Raw genomic sequence first — 23201 nt, forward strand, 5'->3', positions numbered from 1 at the left:
CGTCGCACCCCGGTGTCAACGTCATGTGAGGAATCCGCCCGTGTCCTGTGAGCTCAGCGAAACCGCCACACCGGAAGATTTCGCGCGCCCACGGTGGGTCGGTCAGCCGGATGTCCTCGAGCGGGCACAGCGGCTGAGCCAGAAGTTCGAAGAGGCTTATGGCCGCGCACCGGTGGGTGTGTGGGCCGCACCCGGCCGCGCCAATCTCATGGGCGAGTACGTGGATTTCTCCGGTGGTATGTGCCTCCCGTTCGCTCATCAGTACGTCACGTTGACGGCCGCTGCGCCTCGTGAGGACGGCGTGCTCAACGCTCAGTCGATGCAGGACGCGGACGAGTCCGTGGCCGATGACCGCCCCCGTTCCACCCGCATCGACGACATTGAACCCGGGGTCATCTCCGGGTGGTTCGGATACGTGGCCGGCGTGGCCTGGGGGATGAATCGGGTGGCCCGCGGGGCATCCGCGCACCCCGTCGCGGTGCCCGAACTCGGGCTGCCTACGAGTTTCGGGGCGGACCTGATGGTCGACTCCACGGTGCCGATCGGGGCCGGGCTCGCCTCCTCCGCCGCTCTCGAATGCTCGGTGGCGCTCTCGCTGTTCTCCTTGAACACCGGCAACGATCACCCGAACGACGCCTTACGCCGAGCCCTCGCTCGCGCCTGCATGGACGCAGAAAACTACATCGTGGGTGCCAACACGGGCGGCCTGGACCAGACGGCGTCCCTGCGCTCGCACGCGGGGGAGATCCTGGCGCTGGACTGCCGCGATTTCGACGTCGTCCGCTTACCCGCCGATCCCGCGCTCGCCGGCCTCACGTGGCTGGCCATCGATACCCGCGCCCCGCACAAGCTCGCGGATGGTCAGTACAGTTCCCGCCGGGCCGAGTGCGAGGCCGCGGCAGCGGTCTTGGATGTGCCCACGTTGCGCGATGCGCTTCCTGAGCATCCCACCCCCGACGACGCCGCTGCCGTCCTCGATCGCTTCGATCACCTTCTTGAGGTGGGCGCGGAGCTCACCGAGGACCGTGAGAACACTCGGTTGAGGCTGCGACATTCGATGACAGAGATGGTGCGCTCGGTGCAGATCGCCGATGAGCTGCACTCGGATTCCCCCGACTGGGCGTTCGTGGGTCGCCTCCTGGTGGAGGGTCATGAATCCATGCGAGATGACTGCGAGGTCACCGTCCCGGAACTAGATGCCGCGGTGGACGGGTGCCTGTCCGCGGGTGCGCTGGGTGCCAAGGTCGTGGGTGGCGGATTCGGCGGATCGGTGATTGCCCTGGTGTCGTTGGAGTCCGTGGATCGGCTGGCCGCGGCCGTGCAGTTGTGCTTTGCCCAGAACGGCTTCCGCGAACCGCTCTTTTTGACCTTGCAACCGTCCGAAGCGGGCCGCAGGATCCTCTGATTCCTGCGGAGCTTTCTGTCGAGCCCCAGGCGCTGAACATTCTGGGCAGAGGTTCGCCAGAATGAGGCTAGGTATTGTGCGATCCTCTGCCAAAAATGTCACTCACCCCTAGGAGTCACCCGTGTTCGCAGCGGCCAGTGCCAAACGACGACTCAAACGCGGACTCGCGGCCCTCAAAACCGGGGATACCGCGGTGGCGCGAGAGTCCTTCGAGGCCGCCCTGCGCACCGCACGACTGGGTGAGGTGTGGCTGGTAGCCGGCGATGCGGCGTCGTCGTTGGGGGACTTGGCGCGAGATTCTGCTGACCTGCCAGGAGCGGAACACCATTACCGGCTGGCCGCGACCCAGTACCGGCGCGCACCGCGGACCGCGCGATCCGTGGGCGGGCGGGTGCGGTGCCTGGAGAGTCTGGGTGACGTCCTGCTGCTGGAGGGGCGCCCGTGGGACGCGTATCGCGAGTTCCAGGAGGGCGCCACGGCGGCCGGGGCGGACCCGTCGCGGCCCATGGGTACCGAGCATGGTGTGGAGTTCGTCTCACGCGAGGATCTGCGGTGGACCTCGCACCTGGCCACGGCGGCACAGGCAGCCGGCCGTCGCAGACTGGCGAACGACCACTACGAGAAGGTTCTCGCGGGTTGTGAGCTGCGCGGGGACATTGCCGGACAGATCATGTGTTGGAAGGGACTCGCGGCGCTCGCCGAGGACATGATGGCCTGGAATGACGCCGCTCACGCCCTCTACCACGCCAGTAACCTTTATCCCGCGCTGCCGGATCCGGAGGCCCACACGCGGGAGTGGGTGCAATGTCTGCGGGATCTAGGAGCCGTGTACAAAACCCTGGGCCGCCGCGACGAACAGGTGCGGGCGTTCAAGCTCGCGGTGCGCTTGGAGCAGGTGGACAGCTCGGCACGCGTTAACTCGAATAGTGAGACAATGGCGCACGATGAGCACCATAGATCTTGAGACCACGGACCGGGAACTGGCCGTGTTGAACCTGAAACCGTTGCAGCTGGGACCGTTGACGATCGACGTGCCCGTGGTTCTGGCGCCCATGGCGGGGGTGACCAACAAGTCCTTCCGCAAGCTGTGCCGCGAGTACGGCGGGGGACTGTACGTCACCGAAATGGTCACCGCGCGGGCCCTGGTCGAACGCCGCCCGGAGTCGCTGCGGATCATTCATCACGACCCGGACGAGACGCCGCGCTCGATCCAGATCTACGGCGTGGACGCGGTCAACGTTGGCAAGGCCGTGCGCATGGTCGCGCAGGAGGACCGCGCGGATCACATCGACCTGAACTTCGGTTGTCCGGTCCCCAAGGTCACCAAGCGCGGCGGCGGTTCTGCCCTGCCGTGGAAGACCGACCTGTTCCGGGCGATCATTCGCACCGCGGTTCAGGAGGCCTCCGAGGCGAACATCCCGGTGACCATTAAGATGCGCATCGGCATTGACGATGAGCACCAGACCTACCTGGATGCGGGCCGGATGGCACGCGATGAAGGCGTGGCCGCGGTTGCCCTGCACGGTCGCACTCTGCAGCAGCACTACTCCAGCAAGGCCGACTGGGACTCGATCGCACGGCTGCGCGAAGCGCTCCCGGACATCCCCGTGCTCGGTAACGGCGACATCTTCTCGGCGGAGGACGCCGTACACATGGTCGAACAGACCGGCGTGGACGGTGTGGTGGTGGGTCGCGGTTGCCAGGGTCGCCCGTGGCTGTTCGGTGACCTGCAGGCCGCCTTCGAGGGCAGCCCCAAGCGCTACAAGCCCGGAGTCCGCAAGGTCGCGGAAACCATTTACCGGCACGCCGAGCTGCTCGCCGAGGAATTCGGTGACGAGGCCAAGGGCTGCCGCGAAATCCGTAAGCACGTGCCCTGGTACTTCAAGGGCTATCCGGTGGGCGGTGAACTTCGTGCGCAGATGGCGCAGGTGCCCAGCCTGGTGCGACTGCGCGAACTGCTCGACCAGCTTGATCTGGCCCTGCCGTACCCCGGCAAGGACGTGGAGGGGCCGCGCGGCCGCGCGGGCAACCCCCGCAGACCTCACCTCCCGGACGGTTGGTTGAACTCCCGCATTCTGGGTGACGCCGAACGTCTGGGCCTGGTGCACGCTGAACTCGATGTCTCCGGAGGCTAACCGATTGCACACCCCTGATCGCCTGGGAATCCTGCCCGCCGGATACGCCTACGAGGACGCCGAGCGGTACGTGGCCGAGAACCACCACAACCGCCACCGCTCCCACTTCGAGCGAGACCGCGCGCGTGTGCTGCACAGCTCCGCTCTGCGGCGGTTGGCCGCCAAGACCCAAGTGGTCGCACCGAGCACGGATGACTTCGTCCGCAACCGCCTGACCCACTCCCTGGAAGTCGCGCAGATCGGCCGCGAACTGGGCAAGGCTCTCGGCTGCGATCCGGACGTCGTGGATGCCGCGTGCCTCTCCCACGACCTGGGGCACCCGCCCTTCGGGCACAACGGAGAGACGGCGCTCGCGGCCATGACCCGGGAGATCGGCGGCTTTGAGGGCAATGCCCAGACCCTGCGACTCCTCGTACGGCTCGAGCCCAAGATCATTACCGAGGACGGCCATCCCGCCGGTCTTAACCTCACTCGCGCCGCACTGGACGCCACGTGCAAGTACCCGTGGAGGGCAGAGGATGCACCGCAGCGCCCGGACGGTAAACCCAACCTCAAGTTCGGTGTCTACCAGGACGACCTGCCGGTCTTCCGCTGGATGCGAGAAGGCGCCATCGAGGGCCGCAAGTGCCTGGAAGCCCAGGTCATGGACCTCGCCGACGACATCTCTTACAGCGTGCACGACGTGGAGGATGCCATCGCCTCCAACACCCTGCAACTGGGTCAACTGGCTGATCCCCTTGCCCGGGCCCGCGTGATCGAGTGGACTCAGCGTTGGTACCTTCCGCAGGCCACCGCGGAGGAACTGGACGCGGCCCTGCGCCGCCTGGAAGCCTCCCCGGTGTGGATTCCGCTCATGGACGGCTCCCGCAAGGACCTGGCACGGCTCAAGAACATGACCAGCCAGCTCATTGGCCGGTTTGCGATGTCGGCGGTTGAGGCCACGCGTGATGTCGCCGGAGACGGTCAGCTGACCCGCTATTCAGCCGAGCTTGTGGTGCCGCACGAAACCGAGCTGGAGATCGCGGTGCTCAAGGGCATTGCCACGGCCTTCGTGATGACCGTGCGCGACGCCCAACCGCTCTACGACAACCAGAACGAGATCCTCACCATTCTGGTCAATGCCCTCATGGAGACCGATGGTCGGTTCCTCTCACCCGAATTCGCGGGGGACTGGCGCGAGATCGAGGACGGACCCGGAGCCGAGGCCGCCCGCCTGCGCCTGGTCGTGGACCAGGTCGCGTGCCTCACGGACATCTCCGCCGTGGCCCTGCACGACAAGATTCGCGGTACCAACTGGCGGACGGGCGACAAGCCGCTCTGGTGAGCTTGCTCTCATTCAATGGGATTGTGGCCGGGCTAACACGAGCGTGCGACTAGGATCACTGTGATCTGTTGCCCTACCGGAAGAGATTCTCCGTGAGCTCCACCGCTTCCTCGCCCACTGCTGGCCCCGCGCCCACCAAGGGCCTCATTCTCAAATCCCCCTTGTGGGTCGCACCGCTGTGCTGGATCGCCGTTCTGCTGGACGGTTTCGACGCCGTGGTCCTCGGCGCGGTGATGCCCGCACTGCTCGACGACGCAGCCTTCGACATGTCCACCGGCGAAGGCACCGCTGTAGCCACTGCGGGCTTGTTCGGCATGATGGTCGGCGCGCTCGGCATGGGTTGGCTCACCGACCGCCTGGGCCGCCGCAAGATGCTGATCGGCGCCGTGATCGTTTTCTCCGTCCTGACCTTTGCCGCAGCCTTCGCGCCCAGCGTGCTGTGGTTCGGCGTGCTGCGCTTCCTGGCCGGCCTGGGTCTGGGCGGTTGCCTGCCCACCGGCATCTCCATGGTCACCGAATTCGCCCGCAAGGGCCGCGGCTCCAACGCCACGACCGTCATGATGACCGGCTACCACGTGGGCGCCGTGCTCACCGCAGCACTGGCCATCTGGGTCCTGGCACAGTTCTCCTGGCACACCATGTTCATCGCCGGCGCCCTGCCCGCACTGATCCTGGTGCCGCTCATGTACATCTTCCTTCCCGAGTCGCCGTCCTACCTGGCGGCCAAGGGCGATTACGACGCCGCTCGCGCCGTCGCCGCGCATTACAACGTTGAGCTCGAACTTCCGGATGCGGCGGGTGCCGGCCGCGCGGCGTCGTCGACCCCGAACGGCGAGACGGCCAAGCCCGCGAAGCAGGGCGCGGCCCTGCTGCTGAGCGGAACGTACGCGCGCAACTCGGTGTTCATCTGGACCGCGTCCTTCATGGGTCTGCTGCTGGTTTACGGCCTGAACACGTGGCTGCCGCAGATCATGCGCGCCGCCGATTACGACCTGGGCAACTCGCTGGGCTTCCTGCTGATCCTCAACGTGGGTGCCGTGGTGGGCCTGTGGATCGGTGGCCGCGTGGCCGACCGGATCACCCCTCGTGTCGCCGGCATCCTGTGGTTCGCGGGCTCCGCTGTGCTGCTGGCCGCCCTGGCCATCAAGCTGCCAGTGTTGGGCATTTACTTCATGGTGTTCCTGACCGGTTGCTTCGTGTTCTCGTCGCAGGTGCTCGTGTACGCGTTCACCGCGGCCAACCACCCGCCGCAGGTCCGTGCGACCGCGTTGGGCATGTCCGCGGGCGTGGGTCGTCTGGGTGCGATTAGCGGCCCCATCGTGGGTGGCACGCTGCTGACCGCCGGTCTGGCGTACCCGTGGGGCTTCTTCGCCTTCGCGCTCGTGGGTGCGTTAGGTGGGGCGTCCATGCTGGGCACCAAGACGGTGGATCCTGTGGACAAACGCGTGGTCATCGACCCCGAGGACTCTCCCGCGCGGTAGGTTCCGCGCGTCGAGTCAGTCGAGAGCGGCGTCGTCCCGAGCGGGCGACGCCGCTTTTTCGTACCCGAGCTGCACAGGCCGACGTCGCGGCCCCGCGAGTTTGACGCGTTGCCTAGGATGAGAGGCGTGGCAGGACTGATCAGGCGCGAAGACATAGACGAGGTGCGATCACGCACCGATCTCAAGGAAATTGTCGACCAGTACGTGACCTTGAAGCCCGCCGGCATCGGTTCCTACAAGGGGCTGTGCCCGTTCCACGACGAGCGCACGCCCTCGTTCCACGTGCGCCCGCAAATGGGCACGTACCACTGCTTCGGCTGTGATGAATCCGGGGACGTCATCGCGTTCCTCATGGAGATGGACCACACCCCGTTCACCGAGACGGTCGAGCGGCTGGCCGCGCGCATCGGGTACGAACTGCGCTACGAGCAGGGCTCGGGCCCCAAACGCGAGGAAGTCGGCCGCCGCCAACGTCTGCTGGACGCGCACAAGATCGCCGCGGAATTCTTCCAACGCAACCTCTACACGCGCCAGGCCACGGCCGCGCAGCAGTTCCTGGGGGAGCGCGGATTCGATGACGCCGCCGCGCGAACCTACGGCATCGGCTACGCGCCCAAGGGCTGGTCCAACCTGCTCAAGCATCTGCGTGACCAAGGTTTCACCGACCAGGAACTCAAACTCACCGGCATGTTCTCCGAGGGTAATCGTGGTCTCTACGACCGGTTCCGCGGGCGGTTGATCTGGCCCATCCACGCGGTGGCCGGAGAGGTCATCGGCTTCGGTGCGCGCAAGCTCTACGAGGACGATCAGGGTCCCAAGTACCTGAACACCCCTGAAACCCAGCTCTACAAGAAGTCTCAGGTGCTCTACGGCATCAACCTGGCCAAGCGGGCGATCGCCAAGGGCAAGCAGGTCGTCGTGGTCGAGGGCTACACGGACGTCATGGCGTGTCACCTGGCCGGTGTCGAGACCGCGGTGGCCACGTGCGGTACCGCGTTCGGTGCGGACCACATCAAGATCGTGCGCCGCTTCCTCTCTGACGACTCGGCCGGGGGAGAGGTCATCTTCACCTTCGACGGCGATGCCGCAGGGCAGAAGGCCGCGCTGCGCGCGTTCCAGGAGGACCAGCGGTTCGTGGCCCAGACCTACGTGGCCGTGGGCCCGGAGGGCATGGACCCGTGCGATTTACGACTGACCCGGGGCGACGCCGCCGTGCGTGACCTGGTCAGCACCCGCACCCCGCTGTTCGAGTTCGCGTTGAAGGCCACCATCCGCGACTACGACGTGAACAGCCTGGAAGGGCGACTGCGGGCCATGCGTGCGTGTGCGCCGATCGTGGCTCAGATCCGTGACTCGTCCCTGCGGCCGGCGTATGCGCGAGAGTTGTCCGGGTGGTTGGGCATCGAGACGGACGAGGTGATGCGGGCGGTCGCGGCGGCCTCCAAGCGCGGCTCGTCCTCGCAACAGCGCGGGCAGCAACAACGGGCGCCGCAGCATCATGAGTCGCAGCAGTTCTCGTCGGGCCGTGATGGGTCCGGACGCGGCTCTGACACTCCGGGACGCCCGGGGGGTCGCCCCGGTGACTCTCAGGAGCAGGAACGCCCTGCCGAGGTGCAGCTACCCAATCCTCGCGAGCCGGTGGCCCGAATGGAACGCGAGGCGCTGGAGGTTGTTCTCCAGGTGCCTGACTTGGTGCCGGACGCATACTGGGGTCATTTCGAGTCCGCGGAGATGCGCTACCCGGTGCACCAGGCACTGCACGATGCGATCGTGGCCGCGCGGCCCGAATACGACGTGAACGATCCTCGCGGTGGCCGCGGCTGGCTCGAGCATGTGCGCGGGCAGCTGCCCGAACCGTTGCACGGATACCTTGCGCAGTTGTCGGTGACCCCGCTGCCCGCTTCTTCTGAGCAACAGGTCCGCAACTACGCGGTGGGTGTGCTGACGAGCCTGGTGGAGATGCACATTAACCGCGCCAAATCGGACAAGCTGGCGCACCTGAACCGCACGGATCCGCAGCAAGAATCGGCTCTGTACCAGTCGCTGCAGCGTGAGCTGCTGGACCTGGAGATGCAGCGGCGTAGCCTCCTCGGTAACTGACGTTCACGTTGCAGCGAGCCGGATTTGAGGAACCGGCAAAGGGTCTGTAAAGTATCTTCTCGTTGCACAGATGTGCACGTTCCCCCGTAGCTCAATTGGCAGAGCATTCGACTGTTAATCGAAGGGTTACTGGTTCGAGTCCAGTCGGGGGAGCTGCAGACGAGAGAAGCCCCGGTTCGCCGGGGCTTCTGTCGTTTCCGGTTCCGGCCAGCGGTCCGCAGGTCCGGGTTAAAGGCCAAAATGTGTGTATGGCTCGGGTGTGTCATGGGTGGTTTCGGCCTGCCCAGCCGTGTTGGATGCCGTTGCCGTCTTCCCAACTGAAGGCGTTGTCATAGAGGGTCGGCCCGATCGGTTCGTCCTGGTGTTGGGGGCGTGTTGGTGGTGGGTTCCAGTGTTCTTCCCGGGCGAGGTCCCAGGGGTTTCTGGGGTGTTCGGTGAGGGAGTTCAGTAACCAGTCCACGGCCCGTCGAGCGTGGTCTTCGGGCATTCCGCGGTGGGCTCGTAGGAGTTCTTTGATGGCTTTGTTTGGCCCGCCCTCCAACGGAGAGGTCGTGCGGTCGACCTTCACCCCAGTTCCCGGTGCCAGGGCGGGGTTGAGCCAGGTGAAGAGGTTGTGGTGGCGGATCAGGGTCCGGTAGAACCCGCGGGCTCGGCGTAGGCGTTGATGGGTGTACCACCAGGCCCGGTTCTCGTTCACCCCGGTGGGGCGTAGTACTCCTTTGCCCGGGCGGGAGCGTTGTTTCAAGAACGTCTCCCATTTCGCTTCCCAGGTGGCGTAGGCGCCCATCCAGACCGCGGCTTGGTCCAGGTCGGTGACTGCCATCAGCGCCCGGGTCAGACGCATCAGTTCTTGGCCGGCTTCCAGGCGTGGTGAGAGGCTCAGGTGCCGGCGGATAGCGGTGTAGATGTGGAAGTAGCAGCGCTGAACCGCGGTGTGGGGCCACCCCTGGCGCAGGGCCGCGTGCAGGCCGGTGCCACCGTCGATGATGGCCACGACCGGGGCCGGGATCCGGTTCAACAGCGCCACCCAGGCGGCTTTCTTCTCGTGGTCACACCATTGCCAGTCCACCACGTGGGTGCCGGTGTAGGCGATGAGCACGCACCAGCCGTTGAAGTAGGTGCCATCGAGCATGATCTGGTGGTGGATCACCCCGGTCGGCTCCGGGCGCGGGACAGGTACTCGCCAGCACCAGGCGGTGGCTCTCCTGAAGGTGCGGGCGCTACCGCTGAAATCGCCGCTCTTCGCTCCGTGCACAAGCCAGGCGTGAAACCAGTCCAGTTGGGCTCGTCGGGTGAGCTGTTCGCGGTGGATGGTGGTTGAGGCCCCGCACTGCCGGCATCGCCATCGGGTCCGACCAGCGCTGGTCTTCCCGTTCTTCACCAACGGTTGAGCGCATACACCACAAGAGGGTCTGTTTCGTGGAAGGGGCACCAGACATGCTCCCAGAGCATGTCAAAGCCCCTAGAACGGTGCTATCGCAGGCAAGCAAGCCCCCGCCATACACACATTTTGGCCTATAACCCGCAGGTCCTCTTGATCGTTTATGGCAGAGGTTCACACCGATGACATTCGGGGCAGAGTGTCGCAGCCGGTCCCCTTGTTTTCTAGCGAACTTGATCCCGAGATGTCAGTGACAGCTCGCGTTCCGTCAAAACCTCACCCGTGGACGCGCGACTTCGTCGGTTCAGCGATGATTCACGTGGCCGACGATTACTGGCCGCTGCGGCGTCGGCGGCGCCGTTCGAACCAACCGCGGGGCCCGCCCTCGATGAGAACGTGCTTGGTGTGCGGGTCGAGGAGCATGAGGTACGCGGTGAAGGCCAAGGCGATGACGTAGGCGATCGTGGAGACGTCCCACTGGACCTCGATGAACGGCCACACGGAGAGTTGATCCTGCGCACCGAAGATCACGAAGAACCCGGTAACCACGTACAGCACACGCACCTGCCAGTTGTTCTTGATGCCTGTGACGGCCAGGAACGGCAGGAACCACAGGATGTACCAGGGCTGGATGATGGGGGAGAGCATCACGACCGCTGCGAAGGCCAGACCCATGCGGCGGACCACGCGGTGACTGCGCTGGCCCTCTCCCCAGAACATCAGCAGCACCACAATGCCGATGCCCAGGTACTTGAGGGCGGTGCGCAAGACTTTGGCGATGTCGCCGCCGGGCAGCCCGAGGGCGTCGCCGATCCGGTTGACCTGCATTCCCAGGAATCCCGAGGGAGAGTAGCCGGTGAACCCGGGTGTGGGATCCAGGATCGCCAGGATCCACCCCGATCCCAGGTTGTAAGGGATGCCGCTCATGAACAGCACGCCGAAACTCAGGACTGCGGTGGCGGCCCAGGTCGCGAACTTGCGGGGCCATGACGCGTTCCGCCCCGCCCACAGCAGTCCGATGAACGGCAGCAGCAGAATGGTAATCGGCTTGATGCCGATCGAGGCGGTCACCAACAGAATCCCTCGGATGGGTCGGCCGGTCGCCGCGAAATACGTACCGGCCACGGCCAAGCCGACCATCAGGCCGTCGTTGTGGGCGCTGGCCACAAAGCTGATGAGGAACAGCGGATTGGCGACCGAGAGCCACAGGGCGCGAGCGCCGTCGAACCCGTGCATTTTCGCGAGCTTGGGCACGTAGATCACGCACAGTGCCACGCCGATGCACGCGAGGGCGCGGAACAAGAGGCCCGAGAGGTCCGGCTGGGCGTCGGTGACCTTCACGACCAGGTGCGCGAGCCACAGGAAGTACGGACCGTAAGGGGTGCGGGATTCGGCCCACGCCGGATCAGCGCCCAGCATGAACCAATTATCGAGGGTTGAGATGCCGGTCGTGTACGGGTTCTCTCCGGCCTCCATGAGGCGGCCTTGCCCGATGTACGCGTACACGTCGCGCGAAAAGATGGGGACGGCCAGGAACAAGGGCAGAGACCAGGCAATGATCGCGGCGACGACGGCGCGCAGCGAACCTTCTGGCCAGCCGGCCAGTCGCTGTCCCAGCCGGATCCACGAGCGCATGAGTAGCATGGCGCCGAACGTCAACAGGACGGTGGAGGTGTAAATGCCCCAGCCCTCCGTGCGCATGGCGATCACCAGGGGGTTGCGAACCATGGGGGAACCGAGTGCCATCCATCCGGTTCCGACGGACCCAACGAGCATCATGAGCGAGCCGATCAGGCCCTGGACGATGGCGATGTGCGGGCGGGGAATCAGCGGAGTGCCGGGGGCGGAACGGGCTTCGGCGAGCGAGGGGGTCTCGGAGGGTTGGTGTTGCGCCGGGGTGCTGCCGTGGGCAGTGACCTCCGGACCCGAACCACTTTGCGCCATGACCTGTGTCGTTCCCCTACTTGTGACCGTGTTCGGGCACCCAGGGTCTTGGGCCCGCGGGACCTTTCTCAGAAGGCCGATCTTAGCAGTCAGAGCCGCCTCAACCGTGGGTATCGGGGCCGGTTCAGGATGGGGATTAGCCGGGGACAGTACCTCGATGTGCCGCACCCCATGGGCCGCGAGTCCGTGGAGAGGTACCCGTGGCACGTAGCATGAGAAGACACCCGTGCCCGTTTCCGCTGGGCACGGTACTGATTTCATGAGGCCGCACGTGGTCTCGTACCGCTGCGCACCCGACGAGGATTGATCATGTCCACGCACAAGCCGTTGACCCAACAGGACCGATTGGATGTTCTGGATCGTCCCCGGAACCTACCGGGGTGGTTGAGTTCCCCGCGTGCCCTTCTGGCGGGGTTCGTGGTCCTGCACCTCGTCTTCCTGATCTTCGCGCTGATTGTTTCACTCAACGGCAACGCCTTCAGTGACACCAATATTTATCGGGGCTGGACGCGCATCGGCTTCGACCAGGACGCCTTGGACGGCGGCCCCAGCCCGTGGGTATATCCGGTGCTGGCCCTACTGCCCATGGCGCTCGCGGGGATCGCGGGACCTGCGCCCTTCTTCTTCCTCTGGGTCCTGATGACCACGCTGCTCAACGGCTGGGCGGTGCTCAAACTCACCGATCGCGGTCGCAACACACAGGCGATTCCCGCTGCCTGGTGGTGGTTGGGCTTCACCTTCCTCATGGGGTGGCTTGGCTTTGCTCGGGTCGACGGCGTGACGGCCCCCATTGTTCTGGTGGCCTTGGCCTACGGCGTGGCCCATCCGTTCATCGCCTCCACTCTTCTGAGCATCGCGACGTGGATGAAGGTGTGGCCGGCAGCTATCGTGCTGGCGCTCTTCACGGTGGTGCGGCAGCGCGTGCAGGTGGTCGTGGCGGGCTTGATCGTGAGCGTGGTGGCCGCGGGCATTGCCGCAGCCATGGGTGCTCTGCCCTTGCTCTTCAACTTCCTCACGCAGCAGGGCGACCGTGGCATGCAACTGGAAGCCACGTTCACCACCCCGTGGCTGTGGTCCTCCGTGCTGGGCGTGGGCGGCTCGCAGATGTACATGAACACTGACATCAACTCCATGCAGGTGGACGGCCCCGGTACCGAGATCATGTCCTCGCTCATGCAGCCCCTGCTGATTCTGGCCGCGCTGGCCACCACCACGTTGCTCGTCCGGGCCCTACGTCACGGTGTGCGTACCGGTGGTGCGGATCGCACCGAGCTGTTGCTCGCGGGCACGCTGACCCTGGTGTCCGTGTTCATCGTGTTCAACAAGGTGGGCTCGCCTCAGTTCATGGTGTGGCTTGGGCCGGCCGTGGCTCTGGGACTCGTGCACCACTGGCGCTCGTGGCGTACTCCCGCCATCATGCTGATCGCGATAGCGGTGCTGACGTTCTTCATTTACCCGCTGTTCTACACAGAGCTGAGCCACGACAACCTGGCCATGGCCTTGGTGCTGACCGTGCGCAACGCGCTGCTCGTTGTGCTGATGCTGTGGTCTGCCCGCCGTCTGTACTGGCTGGGATCCAAGCGCCCCACCGATGAGCTCGTGACCAAGGAGTCCTGACATTTCCGCCGCATTCTTCGACCGGCTGAGCGGCGTACGCGACGCCCTGCTGCCGGACCGCGTGATCGCCTGGTTCGCCCGTCCCTCCAGCGTGTGGTGGGGTTTCGCGGTAGTTCATCTGTACTACATGGGCTGGCTGGCCTCCTTCTTCCTGAACGGGTGGGCCTTCAGCGACACCGAGCAGTACCGCGAGTGGGCCATGGCCGGGTTCACCCCCGAGGTCACCGATCAGTCGATCAGCCCGTGGGTTTACCCGGTCCTGGCGCAGCTGCCCATCCACGCGGCCGGTATTGCAGGGCACGATCTGTACCTGCTCGCGTGGACCCTGATCATCACGGCGCTCAATGCGGTTGCTATCTGGTTCCTCACCCGCCGCTCCATGCAAAGTCGCGGAGTGGCGCCCGCGTGGTGGCTGCTGATTTTCCTGGTGTTCATGGGGTACCTGAGCTTCGCGCGCGTCGAGGGCATCGCGGCTCCCATCGTGCTGATCGGTATGCTCTACGCTGCCCGGCAGCCCGTGGTGGCCTCCGTGCTGCTGAGTATCGCCACGTGGATCAAGGTGTGGCCCGCGGCGGTCATCCTGTCTCTTCTCATCGCAGCCAAGAAGCGCGCGCAGGTGTTCGTGGCTGGCGTAGTGGTCACCGCGGTGGTCGTTCTGGGTACGTGGCTGTCCGGCGGATTGGCCCGCATCGCGGACTTCATGGTCAATCAGGGTTCGCGCGGCATGCAGCTCGAGGCTACTTTCTCCACCCCGTGGGTGTGGTTGAGCGTGCTGAACATCGCGGATTCCAAGATCGCGGACAACACGGCGATCAACTCGTCTGAGGTCTACGGGCCCGGCACCGAGGTCGCCGCGTACCTCATGCAACCGCTGCTCATCGTGGCAGTGGTCCTGGGCACCGCTCTGTTGATTCGTTCGTTGCGCAGGGGAGCGGACCGCGGTGAACTCTTCTACGAGGGTGCTCTGATGATGACCACCGTGCTCATCGTGTTCAACAAAGTGGGCTCACCACAGTTTATGATCTGGCTCGCGCCCGTGATCGTGGCCGGCCTCGTCTACGACTGGAAGCGCTGGCGCACCCCCGCGGCCCTGCTCATGGGCATCGCGGTCGTCACGTTCTTCATCTACCCGCTCTTCTACACCCCGCTCATTCACGCCAATCCGATCATGGCAGGTGTGCTGACCATCCGAAACGTCCTCCTGGTACTCCTGCTCGCCTGGTCGGTCAAGCGCACTTGGGATCTCGGAACCAAGCCGCAGCCCGCACGCGAGGTGGCTCAGGGCTGAGGCGCCGCGCTCGCCGGTTGCCCTGGTCAGGAACGCGACCAGAACGACGTCGTACGGGGCCTTGGGTGCACCACGAACCAAAGGCGCCCCGGACAGTAACTGTCCGGGGCGCCTTCGGCTTCTTCAGGAACGTGAAGTGAAGGTCAGTACCTTACTTCTCGTCGGTGGTGCCGGTTGCTGCCTCGACACCGGCCTCCGGGTTACCCGGAGGGGTCGTGGGTTCGTTGATCGGGCGAGCCGGTTCCTTGAGCAGGAACGGAGCCAGACCGCCGGCGACCAGCATGACAGCCAGGACGATGAAGGCCACCACGTAACCTGCGGCGTCGACCACTGCACCGACCAGGGCACCCTGGGCCATACCACCGACGAACGCGCCGATGTTGATGACTGCGAACGCGGAACCGATGATCTTCAGCGGGATCAAGCGGTAGGGGAGCATCAGGATGGCGGAGAAGGACCACATGATGAACAGGTTGGCCAGCCACATCATGACCGCGGAGCCCCACAGGTTGGGGATGATCACGGCGATGACCATGAGCACTGCGCCGATGCTGGACATCAGCAGCATGAAGACCTTCTCGTTGTTCTCGAACCAGCGCTTGACCACGGTGGCACCCGTGCTGGTAGCGATCCACAGCGAGAGACCGTAACCGACCATCACGACCATGTACTCCCATCCGGTGGGGGTGATGCCGAACTGCTCTGAGTACATCGTGGCGAGCCAGGTCAGCAGGCCCACGCCCACGGCGTTGTTGAGCAAGAGGCACAGGCCCAGGACCAGTGAGTTGCGGTTCTTCCAGGCGTCCAGGATGGAGACGTCGTTCTTGGCCTTGGCAGCAGCCTTGTCAGCGGCGGCGGCCTTGTCGGCCGGGGACTCGCTCGGGACCAGCTTGATGAACATCAGGGTCGCAACGACCAACAGGACGGCGAGCAGGAAGTACATCCAACGGAAGTCACGGGCGACCACGAGCGGTGCGAAGACCAGGTAAACGAGGATCGTACCGATACCGGCAGTGGAGACCACCTTGGACTGCACGGCGCCGCGCTCTTCGGCGGCGAACATCTTGGCGATGACCGGCGGGGTGCCGTTGGTGTAACCGGCCTGACCGAAACCGATGATCAGACGTGCCAGCGGGATCAGGATGAAGATCATGGACGTGGAGCTGAAGCCGGCGAAGCCAAAGAACGCAGCGCCAGCGGCCAGGATCAACAGTGCCACCGGGATGAAGATGCGGTAGCCGTAGCGGTCCACGAACCAGCCAGCCACGAAGGTCATCACGATGAAGGACAGGTAGAACAGAGTGGTGATCAGCCCGAACTGGGTCTTGGTGAAGGTCTCCAGTCCCAGGTTGGACATGTAGGCCGGGTCGGTCAGGAACGGACCGATAGCACCCGCCAGACCCTTTTCGATGTTAGCCAGCAAACCCACCCAGAAGAGTGTGGCGAACACGCCCTTCTGGGTTTTGGTGAGGTTCATTTCCTCAGCCTTTCGTACTCAAGTGATGCGGACGGGGGATCAAGAAGCCAGGAAGTCCAGGGCGATCTGCACTTCCGTGCGGGCGCCGGCTTCGAGAGCCTCTTCCTTGATGTCGAACTTGGGGTGGTGGTTCATGTAGGGCAGGCCGTCCTCGGCGGTGCCACCGCCCAGGAAGATGAAGCAACCGGGGATCTCACGGGCGAAGTAGGAGAAGTCCTCGGACGCAGAGGCGGGCGGACCCCAGAACGCGTTCTCGTCTCCAACGGCCTTCTTGGCTGCTTCCAGGGCCAGCTCCGCGAGGTCATCGTTGTTGATGACCACGGGGTAGCCCTCGGCCCACTGGAACTCGGCCTTGGCACCGTAGGCGGCGCACACGTTCTCGACGATCTCCGTGGCGCGTTCCTTGAGGATGTTCCAGTCGTTGTCGTCCACGGTGCGCATGGAGACACCGAGCTTGGCCGAATCCGGGATCACGTTGGGAGCCTGACCGGCCTGGATCATGCCCACGTTGACCACGTTCATGTGATCGGGTGCAACACTGCGGGAGACGATCGTGTTCAGGGCAACGGTCACCTGCGCGGCGACCAGTACCGGGTCGATTCCGTCCTGCGGCATGGAGCCGTGCGAACCCTGGCCGTTGATCTTCAGGAAGAAGCCACCGGCCACGGTGGACGCGGGGCCCTTGTGCACGCTGACGGTGCCGGTCTTCTGGTTCATGATGTGCATGCCGTAAATGGCGTCCACGTCTTCCAGGACTCCGGCGGCCACCATTTCCTTGGCACCTCCGGGAGGGGTCTCCTCGGCGTGCTGGAAGATGAGCTTCACGCGGCCGTTGAAAGTGTCCTTGAGCTCGGTCAATGCCTTGGCGGCACCGAGCAGCATGGCGGTGTGGGTGTCGTGACCGCACGCGTGCATCACACCGTCAACGGTGGACTTGAAGTCGTTGTCGGTCTCCTCGTTGAGGGGAAGCGCGTCCATATCGGCGCGCAGCGCCACGGTCTTACCGGGGCCCTTGCCCTCGATCACGGCCACCACGGAAGTTTCGGTGGGGTGGGTCGGGGCCAATCCGAAGCTCTCCAGGGTTTCGGCCACGAACTTGGCCGTGTTGTGCTCCTTGAAGGACAGCTCGGGGTTAGCGTGAAAGTGGCGGCGCCACTTGATGATGTCGGCGGCGGGAACGTTGATCTCGATAGTCATGGTCGCTCCTGAAGGATTTATGAGCCACTTGGCTCGATTTTGATGATTTCGAGCCGTTCCAACGCAGCAAGTGTAACTTGTTCGGCTCAAATCGTGTTCGTGTGAACAATTCCAGTTTTGCACCCCCGGGTGAAACGCAACTGTTTCCTAACTCTGTGACAGCGGGATCCGAGCGGGCTAGCCTCCTGGCAGCATGCTGAGTGGTAGTTTTGACCTTGAAAAATAACCAGTAGTGAAGTTCAAGCAACATCGGAGGCGGCATGAGTCATGCAGTGGGCCCGGAAAGCGGCCACACCCCCGGCGCGCGTACTCGGGCAACCAAGAAACCTGGAGCGGCATCCATCCTTGATGTCGCCAAGGTCTTCGCCCGTTTGCTGCCCAAGCAGCTCAAGGACGAGGCGCAGTTAGCGGTACTCGAGCTCAAGGACAAGGGGATCAAGCTCGGCGTGGGTGCGGCCCTCGCCATTGTGGGCCTGGTGTTCCTGGGTATGGCTGTCATCGCACTGATCGGTGCGGCCATTGCGGGCTTGTCGAACGTGATGCCGGCGTGGTTGGCCGCGTTGCTGCTGGCCCTGCTCTTCATCATCATTCTTGCGGTCCTCGCACTGATTGCGTTGTCCAAGATCAAGAGCGCTCTGCCGCTCAAGCCGGAGAAGACTATTTTCGGTCTCCGTTACGATCTGGGTGTCGTGAAGGAAGGCTCTGCCTACACCGAAGGTCGCGTGCAGCGTGAGATGAACGAGGCCGAGCAGCAGAAGGAACGCGAGCAGGAAGCTGCCGCCAACGACCCCAACCAGGTCAAGCCGGTCAAGCCGACCGAGGAGCAGTTGCGCCACCGTCTGAAGTTGCGCCGCGAGCACCTGAAGAGCCTGCGCGACGACGCCCAGAATCGTGCGGACTCCGTTCAAGCAGCCACTCAGGGATTCGTTGGTCGCACCGCGAATACCTTCAAGTCCACCGAGAACTCGATCAAGCAGACCTTCGCGACCAGTGGCGGTTCGCAGGGTGTGCGTACCGGGGGTTCCACCTCGGCCACTGCCGGCGAGAACCCGCTGGCGGATCGCTGGCAGCCGCTCGCGGTTGCCGCAACCGCGGGATCTGCGTTCTTGGTGTTCTTGCGCAAGCTCCTCAAGAAGTAATCGCTCGACACGATTCGACGACGCCGCGGCGTCGCCTCCGGAAGGCCGGGTCACCACGGTGACCCGGCCTTCCTCCTGCCCAACTCCTACCGGAGTATGGCGTTGGTCCTCCCACGGGCTGATTTCCATGATTTGGTGAGGAAAATGCCACGGGCGCGCCCTACGATGAAGCTGTGGTGGAAGATGTGATGAACCGGTGATGCAGTGGTTGGCAGTTTCCTTGGCTCTCATAGCCGCCCTCTGCCTGGCGCTCGGTACTCAGACCCAGTCTGCGGCCGTCACGGCGCACACCCAGGAGGCTTTGAAGCCCTCGAACCTTGGTTCGCTGGTGCGCAATCCCAAGTGGGTGGCCGGGTTGGTTCTGCTGGGCCTGGGCACGGCACTCAACGTTGCCGCGTTGACCTTGGCGACCGTGACGGTAGTGCAACCCATCGGCGTGATCGCACTGGTGATCACCACCTTGTTGCACGCCAAGCACAAGCACCTGGACATCAATGTCCGGACGTGGGGTGCGATCTCTCTCTGCACCGCGGGCGGTGCGGTGTTCGTTGTGGCCGCTGTTGCGGGCACCGACCCCACCTACTTGGCTGATCCCAAAGCGGAGACCATTTTGGTGTCCATCCTGATCGGGCTGGTCCTCTTCTTCGGTATCGCGGAATTGTTCCTTCGGCACCGCCGTATCAGCATGTTCTACGTCTTGGCGGCAGGAATCCTCTATGGATTCGTAGCGGTGCTGGTGCGACTCACCATGACTCACACCCTGGCCCACGGACTGGGGCAGATCCACTGGTTCACGGTCATCATGATCGTTGTGGCCTCCGTGGTGGGTGGTTGGATGGTTCAGTGTGCTTACTCATGCGGACCCCCTGATCTGGTGATCGCGGGCCTGACCGTGGTCGATCCGATAGTGGGCGTGATCCTTGGCCTGTCTGTCCTAGGGGAGGCCGGACCGGGCTTCACCCCTATCATCGGAGCGGTCATGTCTCTGGCAGGCGCCGTTGCTATAGTCGGCGTGGTACTGCTGTCCCGGCATCACCCAGAGGTGATCGAGCGTAGGGAGCAGACCAAGCAACTGCAGCGTGAACTCTCAAGTGAAGCTCCACCCACCGACCTTGAGCACAGGAAGACTCTGAACAGCACCCGTGAGCACTGAGCATCCCGAGGAACAGCGCCCCTTGAAGATTTTGATCATCGCCGAAACTTATCCGCCGGACATCAACGGCTCGGCGCAGTTCGCTCGGCGGCTCGCACAGGGCATGCTCCGGCGTGGCCACGAGGTTCATGTGATGGCGCCTATGACGTCCCGGGGTAAATCCCTGACGGTCGAGAAGGACGGCGTGACCGAGCACCGGATCCGCTCGCACCGTGCGTTCACCCATTCGTATTTCCGGTTGTGCTTCCCGTGGGAGATCTACAGCGAGATCAAACGGGTGATCGATGAAGTCCAGCCGGATGTGGTGCACAGCCAATGTCACTACATCCTGGGACGACTCGCTATCCAGGAAGCTCAGCGCCGCGGGATCCGGTTGGTAGGCACCAACCACTTCATCCCGGAGAACATCGAGCCGTTCCTGCCGTTCCCGGAATGGTTCATTCGTGGGTATCGGAAGGTGTCGTGGTGGGACCTGGCCCGCCAGTTCCGCCGCTGCGATGTGGTGACGGCACCGACCCAGTTGGCCGTGGACACCATGGTGACCAATGGCGTGGATGACAACGCGATTCCCGTGTCCAACGGCATTCAGGTGGGTGACTACGAACTTCACCCGGGTGAGAACATGAAGAAGCCCAACCGTGAGACCGTTCTGTTCTGCGGTCGCCTGGCCGTGGAGAAGAACGTCAACGAGCTGATCGAAGCCATATCCCTCATCCCGGCCGAGAAGAATGTGCACGCGGAAATTGTGGGGGAGGGTGAGCAGCTCGACACATTGGTTTCGCTCGCGCACTCGCTGGGTGTGGCCGAACGAATCCATTTCCGTGGGTTCCTGACCGACGAACAGCTGCGTGTTTCGTACCTGAACGCCGATGTGTTCTGTCAGCCGGGCACCGCCGAGCTGCAGTCGCTGGTCACGCTGGAAGCAATGTCCGCGTCCACCCCTGTGGTTCTCGCCAACGCGCGGGCCTTGCCGCACTTGGCGGACGAAGGAGTCAACGGCTACCTCTTCGAACCTGGAAATCCCCAGGACCTGGCGGAGAAGCTGCAGTTGGTTCTGGACGCCAGTCCCGAGAGACAGCGCGCCATGGGGGAGGCCAGCCACCGGATGATGGCGCAGCACTCGTTCGCCAAGACGCTGGACACCTTCGAACGGATTTATCGCGGCGAACCTGTCTGATGAGCGGCTCCACCGCGTGGATGCGGTAGCGTAGAGCGGCGACCACGGCACTGTTTCGTGGTGGCAACAGGGGGCGGTAGCTCAGCTGGTCAGAGCAGAGGACTCATAATCCTTTGGTCGTGGGTTCAAGCCCCACCCGCCCTACAGAAATGGCCCTTTCGCCGATGGAAACATTGGCGAGAGGGCCTTTTTCATCTGGTTGTGACGGTTCAAGCCGTCAGCTACTCACCTCATGGTTCGGTAGAACCACCCGCTGCACCTCCTGCGCCGTTGGAGCCCTTGGCACAGTGGATAAGGGTTGCAAAGAAACCTCAGGTGCACGGTGGGGTCCTGACGGCATCCAGGATGCAGGCGGACCCCAGATACCGGGACGCAGCCGACCCCCAGACGTCGGGTCGCAGCGGACCCCCAGGTGTACACCCGTCGGGAGTCGGGGAGCCAGCAGATCCGGCAGTCCCGCAGGCACACGAGAGCCAAGAGCCGCAGCCGCCATCACTCGGGCACTGGTAGCAACACAGACGGGCGCATGTCCTGCACGAACTGCAAGGGGTTCACGTATTCGCCGTCCCGTCGAACACCCCAGTGCACGCAGTTCGCCGGAGGACAGTGTCCGGCGGAAGCGATGTTGCCGATCACCTGTCCCCGGGCCACCGAGTCGCCGCGTTTGACCGAGGCTTCAATGGGTTCGAAAGAGGATTTCAACCCACCGCCGTGATCCACCGTGATCACCGGCCGGTCCACGACAACTCCGGCGAACGTCACCGTGCCTGCCGCGGGGGAGCGAACCTCGGTTCCCGGTGCCGCACCCAGGTCCACGCCACGGCGGCCCGAGAGCCACTTCTCGGCCGGCGGTTGGAACGTGCGCGTGACCGCTGGTTTGGGCTTGACCGGCCATGTCCACCCTCCGGCGGCCAGAGCCGGCTGTAGACCGAGCGCCCCACCGCCCAACGCAGCACCAAGGAGGAGACAGAGCGCCACAAGAATGGTGAACGCTCTCGACCGGTGACCAAGCGGAGAACGCGAGGCGGGTGAATAAGGGGCGAGGGCGGCGTCGTCGGGGACCATGAGGCAAGCCTGACCCCGCGAGATGGCTGACACCAGAGGAATCCGCTCGATGTGGAGCGAGATGCACCGTGCATGATGTATTCTGAACGTTGCAGTGTCGACTGCCCTCATTCATCATGCCCGTGACCCGGGTAAGACCGTGAGGCTGACACTGACTTCGCGCGCGAAGGAACACATTGACGTGTGTGCGCACTCCTCGGTCCGGAACTTGTTGCGGATGGGGTGCGTTGGTCAGGTCCGTTGGACCGGATCACGAATCGCGCCAGGGATCGTCCCGATCGATCAATAACCGTAAACCCATGGCGGTCGCCCATAAGGCCGCCAGCAATTAACAGGAGACGACATGCCCGTCGTAACCATGCGCCAGATGCTCGACAACGGCGTTCACTTCGGCCACCAGACCCGCCGTTGGAACCCCAAGATGAAGCGTTTCATCTTCACCGAGCGCAATGGCATCTACATCATTGACTTGCAGCAGTCGCTGGGCTTCATTGACCGCGCCTACGAAGCAGTCAAGAACACCGTGGCTCACGGTGGCACCATTCTGTTCGTGGGTACCAAGAAGCAGGCTCAGGAAGCCATCGCCGAGCAGGCCACCCGCGTGAACATGCCCTACGTGAACCACCGCTGGTTGGGCGGCATGCTCACCAACTTCTCCACCGTTTCCAAGCGCATCGATCGCATGAAGGAACTGGAAGAGGTCGACTTCGACGACGTCGCCGGTTCGCAGTACACCAAGAAGGAACTGCTGCTGCTGCGCCGCGAGAAGGAAAAGCTGGAGCGCACCCTGGGCGGTATCCGCAACCTGACCAAGGCTCCCTCGCTGGTGTGGATCGTTGACACCAAGAAGGAACACCTGGCCGTTGACGAGGCGCAGAAGCTCGGTATCCCGATCGTCGCGATCCTGGACACCAACTGCGACCCGGACGAGGTCTCCTTCCCGATCCCGGGTAACGACGACGCCATTCGATCCGTCTCGCTGTTGACCCGCGTGATCGCCGACGCCGTGGCCGAGGGCCTCATCGAGCGCAACAACGGTAAGTCCGGTGGCAACGCCACCGACGAGCCGATGGCCGAGTGGGAGCGCGAGCTCCTCGAACAGCACGAGGCCGAGGGCGCCGAGAAGGCCGAGTCCGCCGAAAAGGCTGACGATGCTGAGCAGGCTGCGCCCGCAGCCGAGACCGAGGCTGCTTCCGAGGAAGCTCCGAAGGAAGAGACCCCCGCAGCCGAGTAAGGCCGCGAGTTTCGTTTACCTTCCATTCTTTCGGGTGGCCCATCATGGTCACCGACGTTGGCCGGGCGTGTATCTCGCGCCCGG

General features: G+C 64.1%; 17 protein-coding genes and 2 tRNA genes. 14 read left to right on the plus strand and 5 right to left on the minus strand.

All coding sequences use genetic code 11. The features are described from left to right. Positions 1 to 40: 40 nt before the first annotated feature. From EWV37_RS10555 to EWV37_RS10585, 7 genes are all read left to right on the plus strand, one after another. Positions 41 to 1405, plus strand: a complete 1365-nt coding sequence (locus EWV37_RS10555; RefSeq protein WP_129701500.1) for a galactokinase — start codon at positions 41 to 43, stop codon at positions 1403 to 1405. Between the two features lie 121 nt (positions 1406 to 1526). Further along, positions 1527 to 2369 carry a hypothetical protein gene (locus tag EWV37_RS10560; RefSeq protein WP_129701502.1) on the plus strand — a complete coding sequence of 281 codons (843 nt, stop codon included), beginning with the start codon at positions 1527 to 1529 and terminating at the stop codon, positions 2367 to 2369. Beyond that, a complete protein-coding gene (gene dusB, locus EWV37_RS10565) occupies positions 2350 to 3540 on the plus strand; it encodes a tRNA dihydrouridine synthase DusB (protein WP_129701504.1) in 1191 nt (396 codons plus the stop codon). The genes EWV37_RS10560 and dusB overlap by 20 nt, the downstream gene beginning before the upstream one ends. Next, positions 3524 to 4864 (plus strand): deoxyguanosinetriphosphate triphosphohydrolase, encoded by a 1341-nt coding sequence (locus EWV37_RS10570; protein WP_165189389.1) that lies wholly within the window; start codon positions 3524 to 3526, stop codon positions 4862 to 4864. Before dusB ends, EWV37_RS10570 begins: the two co-directional genes overlap by 17 nt. 92 nt (positions 4865 to 4956) lie before the next feature. Further along, positions 4957 to 6345, plus strand: coding sequence for an MFS transporter (locus tag EWV37_RS10575; RefSeq protein ID WP_202976210.1), 1389 nt, complete (start codon positions 4957 to 4959; stop codon positions 6343 to 6345). Positions 6346 to 6471: 126 nt separating this feature from the next. After that, positions 6472 to 8445 carry a DNA primase gene (gene dnaG / locus EWV37_RS10580; RefSeq protein ID WP_129701506.1) on the plus strand — a complete coding sequence of 658 codons (1974 nt, stop codon included), beginning with the start codon at positions 6472 to 6474 and terminating at the stop codon, positions 8443 to 8445. An 80-nt stretch (positions 8446 to 8525) separates the two neighbouring features. Beyond that, positions 8526 to 8598, plus strand: a tRNA-Asn gene (locus EWV37_RS10585). Between the two features lie 109 nt (positions 8599 to 8707). Here the strand turns inward: EWV37_RS10585 and EWV37_RS10590 are convergent. Beyond that, the gene (locus EWV37_RS10590) at positions 8708 to 9877 is read right to left on the minus strand and encodes an IS1249 family transposase (protein WP_129701508.1); all 1170 of its coding nucleotides are present in this window, start codon (positions 9875 to 9877) and stop codon (positions 8708 to 8710) included. A 279-nt stretch (positions 9878 to 10156) separates the two neighbouring features. Next, positions 10157 to 11770, minus strand: a complete 1614-nt coding sequence (gene mptB / locus EWV37_RS10595; RefSeq protein WP_193554315.1) for a polyprenol phosphomannose-dependent alpha 1,6 mannosyltransferase MptB — start codon at positions 11768 to 11770, stop codon at positions 10157 to 10159. A 309-nt stretch (positions 11771 to 12079) separates the two neighbouring features. On the opposite strand from mptB, the gene EWV37_RS10600 reads away from it, so the two are divergent. Next, complete coding sequence (locus EWV37_RS10600) at positions 12080 to 13387, plus strand: glycosyltransferase 87 family protein (protein ID WP_129701510.1); 1308 nt, start codon at positions 12080 to 12082, stop codon at positions 13385 to 13387. Between the two features lie 61 nt (positions 13388 to 13448). Continuing rightward, positions 13449 to 14675, plus strand: a complete 1227-nt coding sequence (locus tag EWV37_RS10605) for a glycosyltransferase 87 family protein (RefSeq protein WP_238663212.1) — start codon at positions 13449 to 13451, stop codon at positions 14673 to 14675. 151 nt (positions 14676 to 14826) lie between these two features. On the opposite strand, the gene EWV37_RS10610 is transcribed toward EWV37_RS10605, so the two are convergent. Continuing rightward, complete coding sequence (locus EWV37_RS10610; RefSeq protein WP_129701512.1) at positions 14827 to 16152, minus strand: MFS transporter; 1326 nt, start codon at positions 16150 to 16152, stop codon at positions 14827 to 14829. 39 nt (positions 16153 to 16191) lie between these two features. Continuing rightward, positions 16192 to 17349: a M20 metallopeptidase family protein gene (locus tag EWV37_RS10615; protein ID WP_129701514.1), complete on the minus strand. Its 1158-nt coding sequence runs from the start codon at positions 17347 to 17349 to the stop codon at positions 16192 to 16194. Between the two features lie 260 nt (positions 17350 to 17609). On the opposite strand from EWV37_RS10615, the gene EWV37_RS10620 reads away from it, so the two are divergent. The 4 genes from EWV37_RS10620 (at position 17610) to EWV37_RS10635 (ending at position 20962) form a co-directional block, all read left to right on the plus strand. Further along, positions 17610 to 18488 (plus strand): phage holin family protein, encoded by an 879-nt coding sequence (locus EWV37_RS10620; protein WP_165189392.1) that lies wholly within the window; start codon positions 17610 to 17612, stop codon positions 18486 to 18488. A 199-nt stretch (positions 18489 to 18687) separates the two neighbouring features. Continuing rightward, positions 18688 to 19641, plus strand: coding sequence for a DMT family transporter (locus tag EWV37_RS10625; protein ID WP_095796738.1), 954 nt, complete (start codon positions 18688 to 18690; stop codon positions 19639 to 19641). Continuing rightward, on the plus strand, positions 19631 to 20818 hold the full coding sequence (locus tag EWV37_RS10630) for a glycosyltransferase (RefSeq protein WP_238663213.1): 1188 nt from the start codon (positions 19631 to 19633) through the stop codon (positions 20816 to 20818). Before EWV37_RS10625 ends, EWV37_RS10630 begins: the two co-directional genes overlap by 11 nt. Before the next feature lie 70 nt (positions 20819 to 20888). Beyond that, positions 20889 to 20962: transfer RNA gene (locus tag EWV37_RS10635), tRNA-Ile, on the plus strand. 348 nt (positions 20963 to 21310) lie between these two features. Here EWV37_RS10635 and EWV37_RS10640 read toward each other — a convergent pair. Continuing rightward, positions 21311 to 21883, minus strand: coding sequence for a M23 family metallopeptidase (locus EWV37_RS10640; RefSeq protein WP_238663214.1), 573 nt, complete (start codon positions 21881 to 21883; stop codon positions 21311 to 21313). Between the two features lie 343 nt (positions 21884 to 22226). Between EWV37_RS10640 and rpsB the strand changes: the two genes are divergently transcribed. Continuing rightward, entirely contained in the window at positions 22227 to 23117 is an 891-nt protein-coding gene (gene rpsB, locus EWV37_RS10645) for a 30S ribosomal protein S2 (RefSeq protein ID WP_129701516.1), read from the plus strand. Positions 23118 to 23201: the final 84 nt, after the last annotated feature.

The sequence above is a fragment of the Kocuria carniphila genome (assembly GCF_004136555.1).
Classification (GTDB): Bacteria; Actinomycetota; Actinomycetes; order Actinomycetales; family Micrococcaceae; genus Kocuria; species Kocuria carniphila.